This is a genomic window from Trichococcus patagoniensis, from assembly GCF_003051085.1.
GTDB classification, from domain to species: Bacteria; Bacillota; Bacilli; order Lactobacillales; family Aerococcaceae; genus Trichococcus; species Trichococcus patagoniensis.
On the sequence record NZ_QAOM01000002.1, the window covers coordinates 1 to 9,283 of the forward strand.

The 9,283-nt window shown below is 54.6% G+C and carries 5 protein-coding genes; 3 read left to right on the forward strand and 2 right to left on the reverse strand.

Annotation, left to right across the window (positions count from 1 at the left end):
* Positions 1 to 252 precede the first annotated feature (252 nt).
* Together C8U37_RS01325 and C8U37_RS01330 are read right to left on the reverse strand one after the other, a co-directional pair.
* Entirely contained in the window at positions 253 to 1,155 is a 903-nt protein-coding gene (locus C8U37_RS01325) for a hypothetical protein (RefSeq protein ID WP_108031495.1), read from the reverse strand.
* Positions 1,156 to 1,235: 80 nt separating this feature from the next.
* A complete protein-coding gene (locus tag C8U37_RS01330; protein WP_108031496.1) occupies positions 1,236 to 1,685 on the reverse strand; it encodes a flavodoxin in 450 nt (149 codons plus the stop codon).
* Positions 1,686 to 3,035: 1,350 nt separating this feature from the next.
* Between C8U37_RS01330 and C8U37_RS01335 the strand changes: the two genes are divergently transcribed.
* The 3 genes from C8U37_RS01335 to C8U37_RS01345 all read left to right on the forward strand — a co-directional run bounded on the left by C8U37_RS01335 (position 3,036) and on the right by C8U37_RS01345 (position 9,252).
* Positions 3,036 to 3,935 (forward strand): nuclease-related domain-containing protein, encoded by a 900-nt coding sequence (locus tag C8U37_RS01335; protein WP_108031497.1) that lies wholly within the window; start codon positions 3,036 to 3,038, stop codon positions 3,933 to 3,935.
* A 908-nt stretch (positions 3,936 to 4,843) separates the two neighbouring features.
* Complete coding sequence (locus C8U37_RS01340; protein ID WP_108031498.1) at positions 4,844 to 7,345, forward strand: CoA-disulfide reductase; 2,502 nt, start codon at positions 4,844 to 4,846, stop codon at positions 7,343 to 7,345.
* 1,292 nt (positions 7,346 to 8,637) lie between these two features.
* Positions 8,638 to 9,252, forward strand: coding sequence for a class D sortase (locus C8U37_RS01345; protein ID WP_108031499.1), 615 nt, complete (start codon positions 8,638 to 8,640; stop codon positions 9,250 to 9,252).
* Positions 9,253 to 9,283 lie beyond the last annotated feature (31 nt).

Consider the following 9,283-nt stretch of genomic DNA (forward strand, 5'->3'; position numbering starts at 1 on the left):
TTTTTGTTGGTTTTTTCTCCAAATCAATCATACAAAAAATTTGGGGTTGTTTGTATTTTTATGCCCTGAGGGGCGTGAAAAGTTGTAAAGTGGTGTTAACAATTATCAAAAATTGCTATATCTTGAGAGCGTATTTACAAATGATACAGAATTTTAACCACAGACAATTTTGCTTAGTTGCCTTTGGTTCGCGCCCGCGCGAAACAAAAAAGGAACCGACAGTCCTCAGACGAGTCGGTTCTTTGCATTTATTCAGACCACATTGTCTTCCTCAACCGCCAGCACTTCCATCGTCGTCTCCAACTCGCGTTTCTTCTCTGCCAAACTTTCCATGACGTCTTCGGTGCTGTCCTGCAGTTTCTTCAGGTTCTCGATGTTCTTCTCGATGATGACTTTCGTTCCCCAGTCGGAAAAAAGGTTGTCGAAGAAGATGTCGAGGGCGCGCTGGGTGGAGGAGATGGTCTCGAGGTCGCTCTCGAAGACGAAATCCAAGTCGCGCAGTTCCCGCGCAAAAGTATAAACGGTCTGTTCGAGATGCAGCAACGAGGCTTCGGCGGCATCGAGCTTATCATGCTTCAGGAAATCCAGAATAAGACTGCTGTCGGTAATCAGATCCCACGTCGAGATGGCGTCGGCGGCATCGAGGCCAGTGATGATGTCCGAGAGAGCTTCCAACACCGCAATTCCGGCTTGCTCGGCTTCGTTCGTTTCGCGCCATTCGTGCTGCAGCGCGAGAATCTGTTGCTGACGCTCGCTGATGACTTGGCTCATATCCGGATGCTTGCGCAGGACGTCTTCCTTGATGTTGCGCAGGCGCAGTTTTTTCTCCTCGATGTCCGCTTCGACCTCTTTGACCCTGCGCGCGGCGGCGATCTTCATCGCGTAGGTCTTATCAAACTCGACTTTGGCGCCGATGATCTCTTTGTACTCCTTATCGTAGCGGCGGTCGAAATTGCCGAACAGCTTCAGCAGCGTATTCGAAAAACTGTCGTTGCGCAAACGATCGAGGTCGCGGTTCTCTTTCTCTAATGATGCAATGGCCTTTTCCAATGCTTCCTGATACTTGGTAAGATTTTCCTCGGCGCTGAACAGCTTGCGCGCCAGCGACCCCAGCTGCAGCATCAAAATTTCATATTCCATCCCGACGTCCATCATGATCCCCCTTCCTGTTGTATAAAAAGAAGAGCCCGACGAAAGGATTCCCGATTGCCGACTCTTCTTTTTGTTTATTGCTGTTATTTGTTCAGCGCCGCTGCCATTGCTTCGGAGAATTTCTGCAGGTTCGCGATATCCTCTTCTTCGGCGTTCAGGTCGATTTTGACGTTTTCTGCGCCGATTGTCGCGCCGAATTTTTTGAATTGCGCTTCGAAATCATCGACCGCTTTACAGTAATATTCATAGAATGTATCCCCGGATCCAACGACGCCGGCGATTTTGCCTGTGAAGTCGACGTCTTCCATCTCTTCGTAGAAGTCCATGAATTCGTCCGGCAGGTCGCCGTCCGTTCCGTATGTGTAAGTCGCGATGATGTTCATGTCATAGCCCAAGAAATCTTCCGGAGCGACTTGCGAACAATCTTTTACTTCCACGGTAACGCCCAACGCCTCCAATTGATCCGCGACGATATCGGCGATTTCCTCAGTGTTCCCTGTCAAACTTGCGTATACGATCAATGCTGATGCCATTGTATATCCCTCTTTCTTTTCACGATTGCTTTCTTAAGCAAAGTATACCAAAGTTCCGCGCGGTTGGCACCAAATAATCAAATAATATCCCGCGGCCGCGCAGCTCCGACGAGCGCGGCCTTCGCCGGAGCTGAGGCGGGGAGAAGATACTTTTTCCTCCGATTAGGCTTGGTTCGTCGGAGGACAGCCTCCGAATCCATGTCCAGCTCCGGCCAACATTCGCTCACAGGAGGAAGGACCAATACCGGGAACCGCAACTCCGGTGAGAGGCCCATTCACCGGAGAACGGCGCGCCACGACCTGATCACCGGCGGGGACCTTCTTCGCCGGAGCAGGCGACCCGAGAATACGCTCACCTCCGACGAGACCCCGTTCGCCGGAGGACAGCCTCCGAATCCGCGCTCAGCTCCGGCCAGCATTCGCTCACAGGAGGAAGGACTGATACCGGGAACCGCAACTCCGGTGAGAGGCCCATTCACCGGAGGAAAGCTCCAGCTCCTGTTAGGGCTTCCTTCGCCGGAGCAGGCGAGCGCATGAAACGCTCAGCTCCGACGAGACCCCGTTCGCCGGAGGACAGCCTCCGAATCCGCGCTCAGCTCCGGCCAGCATTCGCTCACAGGAGGAAGGACTAATACCGAAGACCGCAACTCCGGTGAGATGGGCGTTCACCGGAGAAACCGGCACCACGACCCGATTTTCGGCGGGGACCCTCTTCGCCGGAGCAGGCGAGCGCATGATACGCTCAGCTCCGACGAGCCTTCGTTCGTCGGAGGACAGCCTCCGAATCCATGTCCAGCTCCGGCCAACATTCGCTCACAGGAGGAAGGACCAATACCGGGAACCGCAACTCCGGTGAGAAGCCCGTTCACCGGAGAAACTGGCGCCACGACCTGATTACCGGCGGGGACCCTCTTCGCCGGAGCAGGCGAGCGCATGATACGCTCAGCTCCGACGAGCCTTCGTTCGTCGGAGGACAGCCTCCGACCGCGCGACCAGCTCCGGCCAACATTCGCTCATCGGAGGAAGACCGATACCGGGAACCGCAACTCCGGTGAGAGACCCGTTCACCGGAGAACCCGGCGCCACGAACCGATCTCCGGCGGGGACCCCCTTCGCCGGAGCAGGCGACCGCAGAACTCGATCAACTCCGACGAGCCGTCGTTCGTCGGAGAACAGCCTCCGAATCCGCGTCCAGCTCCGGCCAGCCCTCGGTAACCGGAGGAAGGACCAATACCCGGCACCGCAACTCCTGCGAAAGCCCCGTCGTCGGAAGTCGCCGTAACAGAATTAACGCAAATCCGGATGGAATGCAGATAGTACTGGTGACAAATATTTTGAGGAGGACAGACTATGGCATACAAAGAACGCACAAAACCGCGGATGCTCTGCATTTATGAAGCATTAGCCAAGCGGATGAAATTGGGGACGGATGATCAGTACTATTTGCTGCATATGGATGGAGGGTTCGGGGGCGAATGTGGGCTTGATGTGCTCACCGATACACTTGATTCGCGCTGTTTGGTGCTGAATGACCTGCAGTTGAGGCATAACCGCATCTCGATCCAGATCGATACGCTGGTGATTTGCCCTGATAAGCTGCTGGTGTATGAAACGAAAAACCACAAAGGGGACCATCTGTGGGGGCCATTGACACTCCGGAAACCAAGCGGCGCCACGATGGAAAATCCGTCGCTCCAGCTGAATCGGACCATGGCAAGATTGGGTGTGCTGCTTGCGGATCTGAAAATCGAGATGCCGATTGAAGGCTATGTTGTCTTCATCAATCCTGAGTTCAATTTGCTGAGTGCTCGGAAAATTACGGATTATCTGCTTCCCGGGCAGATTCTGCGTCATTTTCAGAATTTCCGGGTGAAAGGAGAAATAGGGCCTGAGCAACAGCGGCTGGCGGATGCGTTGATCCGGATGCACAATCCGCGCCATTTTTCCGAGGAACTGCCGGCAATCGATTACGGCAAGCTGCGAAAAGAGCTCTTCTGCCTTGACTGCGGCTCGGCCGTGCGCCTCGATGGCATCAAGTCCGTCTATTGTCCGGTTTGCAAAAAAAGGAGGCGAACAAACAAAACGATCGCGCACAACATCGAAGAGTTCCGGCTGCTTTTTCCGGATGCGAAAGTGACGACCCCGCGGATGGCCGAGTGGTGCGGACTGGACAACAAAGATCGCGTCTATCGGGTGCTCCGCAAAAACTACAAGCCCGTGGGAAAAGGCCACGGGCGCCATTATGTATAAAGGCACGAACTCCGACGAACAGCATCTTCGTCGGAGTTCGTGCCTTTTTGCTTTTCTGAGGGATTGTATAGCGGCAGGACACTATTCTCCGACGGGGACAGTCTTCGCCGGAGCTGGTGCGAGATGGGAATTCTGTCCTCCGATAAGAAGTTGTTCGCCGGAGGACAGCCTCTGTCTGCGCGCTCAGCTCCGGCCAACATTCGCTTGCAGGAGGAAGACAAATACCGAAGAGCCCAACTCCGTTGAGAAGGGCGCTCACCGGAGGAAAGCACCAGCTCCGATAAGGGTTTGCTTCGCCGGAGCAGGCGAGCGCACGAAACGCTCAGCTCCGACGAGCCATCGTTCGTCGGAGGACAGCATCTGTCTACGCGTTCAGCTCCGGCCAACATTCGCTCATCGGAGGAAGGACCAATAGCGAAGACCGCAACTCCGGTGAGAGGGGCGTTCACCGGAGGAAAGCACCAGCTCCGATAAGGGTTTGCTTCGCCGGAGCAGGCGAGCGCAGGAAACGCTCAGCTCCGACGAGCCTTTGTTCGCCGGAGGACAGCCTCCGACCGGGAGCTCAGCTCCGGCCAGCATTCGCTCACAGGAGGAAAACTGATACCGGGAACCGCAACTCCGGTGAGAGGGCGTTCACCGGAGGAGAGAGCGCCCCGACCCGATCTCCGGCGGGAACCTTCACGCCGGTAATCGGAGGAAACCATATCACCGGAACCCCAACTCCGACGAGCACCCCTTTCGTCGGAGCTAGCCGACTCCTGACGCCCCCCGCTGGCCCACCCGGCGACTTTGTGCAAAAAAAATTTAACATTCCCGACACATTTCGCTTTACAATTTATACCTACCGGGGTATTATTATCTGCATACAACCGAAACTTAAAAACTTTGTGAAATGAGGACTTTATATAATGAAACGTAAAATTGTGATCATCGGTGGCGTAGCCGGCGGAGCGACGGCGGCAGCGCGTTTGAGAAGATTGAATGAGGAGGACGAAATCGTCATCTTCGAGAAGGGCGAATACATCTCCTTCGCGAACTGCGGCTTGCCGTACCACATTGGCGGCGTAATCCAGGAGCGCGACAACCTGTTGCTGGAAACGGTAGGTGGCATGGCCAAAAAATTCAACATCGGCATCAAGAACTTCAGCGAAGTCGTGAAGATCAACCGCGCTGAGAAGACCATCACAGTGAAACACGTATTGACCGGCGCAACGACCGAAGAGAGCTACGATAAGCTGATCATCTCGACCGGCGCACGTCCGATCAAACCGGCCATCACCGGCATCGAGGAAGCGGAGAATGTCTTCACGTTGCGCAACATTCCGGATATGGACAAGATCAAAGCCTACATCAACGAGCACCAAGTCAAGCGCGCGACCGTCATCGGCGGCGGTTTCATCGGCTTGGAAATGATGGAAAACCTGTGGGAATTGGGTATCCAAGTATCCTTGGTCGAAATGAGCGACCAAGTCATGGCACCGATCGACTTCGAAATGGCCCAATCCGTGCATGCACATATCGATATGCACAATGTCAACTTGATCTTGAACGATGGCGTCAAAGCCTTCGAAAACAACGGCACGAAAGTCCGCTTGAACAGCGGCAAAGTGCTGAACACGGACATGACGATTCTTTCCATCGGCGTGACGCCAGAAAACGAATTGGCGGTCGAATCCGACCTTAAGACAGGCTTCCGAGGCGCAATCGTCGTGAACGACCAGCTGCAGACATCCGATCCGGATATCTTCGCGGTAGGCGACGTCATCGAAGTGACCGACTTCGTCAACGGCAAACCGACAGTTGTGCCATTGGCTTGGCCGGCGAACCGTCAAGGCCGCTTGGTGGCCGATCACTTGAACGGCATGGATGTCCGCTACAAAGGCACGATGGGAACTTCTGTTGCGAAGGTCTTCGAATTGACGGTGGCGGCAGCCGGAAACAACGAGAAAACATTGAACGGATCGGATACAGACTACAAAGTCGTGCATATCCATCCGAACTCCCATGCCGGTTATTACCCAGGCGCTTCGCCGTTGGACATCAAATTGTTGTTCGGTTTGGACGGCAAAATATTGGGTGTGCAGGCAGTCGGTATGGAAGGCGTCGAAAAACGCGTCGACGTCATCGCGACAGCCATGAAACTGGGCGCGACCGTCTACGATTTGCCGGATCTGGAATTGGCATACGCACCGCCGTATTCATCCGCAAAAGATCCTGCCAACATCGCAGGTTATGTGGCTTCCAACATGCTGGAAGGAACAATCGATACTTTCCAATGGCATGAAGTCGACGGCTTGATCGCAAAAGGCGCATTCCTGTTGGACGTCCGTGAAGACTTCGAATTGGCGACCGGCGTATTGGGCAATGCCTACACGATTCCGTTGGGCGACATCCGCGACCGCATGAGCGAATTGCCGAAAGACAAAACGATCCATGTGTTCTGCCAAGTCGGCCACCGCGGCTACAATGCAGCCCGCATCCTGATGCAGAACGGCTTCACCGTCAAGAACCTGGACGGCGGCTACAAGACCTACAAACAAGCCAAAACAACTTTGACCTATCAAGAGGACGTGCCGGAAGCAGCGGTCCATGTCGAACCAGTGCATGCGAAACCTGCCGCGCAACCGGTCGGCAACACGATCCAAGTCGACGCCTGCGGACTGCAGTGCCCGGGCCCAATCCTGAAAGTGAAAGAGAACATGGACAAGATGGTCGATGGCCAAGAGCTGATCATCGAAGCATCCGACTTCGGCTTCCTGGCTGACATCGCTGCCTGGACGAAGAACACCGGCAACACGCTGATCTCGAAAGAAATCGACGGCAAAATCGTCCGCGCCCATATCTCCAAAGGCAAAGCAGCTCCGGCAGTTCCAGCAGCAGGCTTCAACCCTGCGGCAATGGCAGCCCAAGCCGCGCAAGCACCTGTCTTGCAGGAAACGAAAGACGGCGCGACGATGGTTGTCTTCAGCGGCGACTTGGACAAAGCCTTGGCTTCCTTCATCATCGCCAACGGAGCGGCAGCTTACGGCAAGCCAGTGACGATGTTCTTCACCTTCTGGGGCTTGAACGTCATCAAACGTCCGGAAAAAGTCAGCGTCGCCAAACGCGGCATGGAAAAAATGTTCGATATCATGTTGCCAAAGCACGCCGGCAAACTGCCGATTTCGAAAATGAACATGGGCGGCATGGGCTCGAAAATGATCCAAGCTGTCATGAAACAGAAGAACGTCGATCCATTGCCGGTCATGATCGCCCAAGCCCAAAAAATGGGCGTCAAGATGGTCGCCTGCACAATGTCCATGGACATCATGGGCATCAAAGAAGAAGAAATCATCGATGGCGTCGACTTCGGCGGTGTAGCAACTTACATCGGCGATACGATGGATTCGAATTTGAATCTGTTTATCTAAAGCAACAACGATACGGCTCCCGCTGCGGCGGGAGTCTTTTCTTTTGGCATTCGGTTGTTTCGGAAGGGTCGTTCAGCCGACAAAAGGCGAGGATGTCGACCGAACGCAGAATGAAGAACACCGAACAGCCGACAAAATGCGAGGGCGTCGGCTGAACGAAGTGCGAAGAATGCCGAACAGCCGACGAAAGGCCCTCGTGTCGGGCGAACGCCCAGGACGGTACCATGAACAGCCGACACCCGCTAAATCCGTCGGCTGAACGAAGTGCGAAGAATGCCGAACAGCCGACGAAAGGCCCTCGTGTCGGGCGAACGCCCAGGACGGTACCATGAACAGCCGACACCCGCTAAATCCGTCGGCTGAACGAAGTGCGAAGAATGCCGAACAGCCGACGAAAGGCCCTCGTGTCGGGCGAACGCCCAGGACGGTACCATGAACAGCCGACACCCGCTAAATCCGTCGGCTGAACGAAGTGCGAAGAATGCCGAACAGCCGACGAAAGGCCCTCGTGTCGGGCGAACGCCCAGGACGGTACCATGAACAGCCGACAAAATGCGAGGGCGTCGGCTGAACGAAGTGCTAAGAATGCCGAACAGCCGACGAAAGGCCCTCGTGTCGGGCGAACGCCCAGGACGGTACCATGAACAGCCGACACCCGCTAAATCCGTCGGCTGAACGAAGTGCGAAGAATGCCGAACAGCCGACGAAAGGCCCTCGTGTCGGGCGAACGCCCAGGACGGTACCATGAACAGCCGACAAAATGCGAGGGCGTCGGCTGAACGAAGTGCTAAGAATGCCGAACAGCCGACGAAAGGCCCTCGTGTCGGGCGAACGCCCAGGACGGTACCATGAACAGCCGACACCCGCTAAATCCGTCGGCTGAACGAAGTGCGAAGAATGCCGAACAGCCGACGAAAGGCCCTCGTGTCGGGCGAACGCCCAGGACGGTACCATGAACAGCCGACACCCGCTAAATCCGTCGGCTGAACGAAGTGCGAAGAATGCCGAACAGCCGACGAAAGGCCCTCGTGTCGGGCGAACGCCCAGGACGGTACCATGAACAGCCGACACCCGCTACATAAGTCGGCTGTCCGGCGAGGTTATCCGCTAACTTCCGCAATTTTTTTGCAAGCATTCGAGTAGGCAACCAAACGCATTATTGCGTATAATGGACTGTAATCAGGCCATTGAAAATAATTCGCCGGTGCTGTTGTTACAGGTCAAACTACCAGTGTCATTACGAAGCACTAAGGCCCTAATTAGGATGAAAAATGAATAGGAGGAGGAATGATATGAAAAGATTGATTGGGTTCAGCATAATTGGGGTGGGGCTGGCGTTAGTCAGCCTCTCTCTTTACGAGTTTTACGAGACTAAGACCGGTACGGAAAAGGCATTGGCCATTGCCAAAACGGTCATCGCATCTCAACCAGAAGTGCAAAAAGATAGTGAGGGTCAGCCAATCGCGCAAGACTACCAACCGATTGCGCAAAACTACCAGCAAGACGACGTCATCGGAATTTTGACCATACCGAAACTCGATGAAACCTACCCTATTATTGAAGGGACGGAAGAAGAAATGCTCGCAAAGGGAGTCGGCCATTATCCTACAACGGCCCTGCCCGGTGAAAAGGAACAGATTCTTTTATCCGGCCATCGCGGAACGGTTTTCCAACGCTTGGGAGAATTGATCGCTGGGGACCGTTTCATCGTCGATATGGGATACGGCAAGTTCGAATATGAAATGCGGGAGGCGCAGATTGTTGCAGCGGATGATACGACTGTCATCAAGCCGCGCGGGGAAGAGGTGCTGACACTATCGACTTGTTATCCTTTCAGATACATCGGATCAGCCCCGGACCGCTACATCATCTATGCCTATCCTGTGACCGCGAATGCTACTGAATAAATCTGAAATTTGTGGAAATATCCCAATCTGA

Excerpts from the sequence above, each read along its gene's own strand:
- C8U37_RS01325 (WP_108031495.1), bottom strand. The coding sequence starts at position 1,155 with ATGATGGACGTCGGGATGGAATATGAAATTTTGATGCTGCAGCTGGGG.
- C8U37_RS01330 (WP_108031496.1), bottom strand. The coding sequence starts at position 1,685 with ATGGCATCAGCATTGATCGTATACGCAAGTTTGACAGGGAACACTGAG.
- C8U37_RS01340 (WP_108031498.1), top strand. The coding sequence starts at position 4,844 with ATGAAACGTAAAATTGTGATCATCGGTGGCGTAGCCGGCGGAGCGACG.
- C8U37_RS01345 (WP_108031499.1), top strand. The coding sequence starts at position 8,638 with ATGAAAAGATTGATTGGGTTCAGCATAATTGGGGTGGGGCTGGCGTTA.
- C8U37_RS01335 (WP_108031497.1), top strand. The coding sequence starts at position 3,036 with ATGGCATACAAAGAACGCACAAAACCGCGGATGCTCTGCATTTATGAA.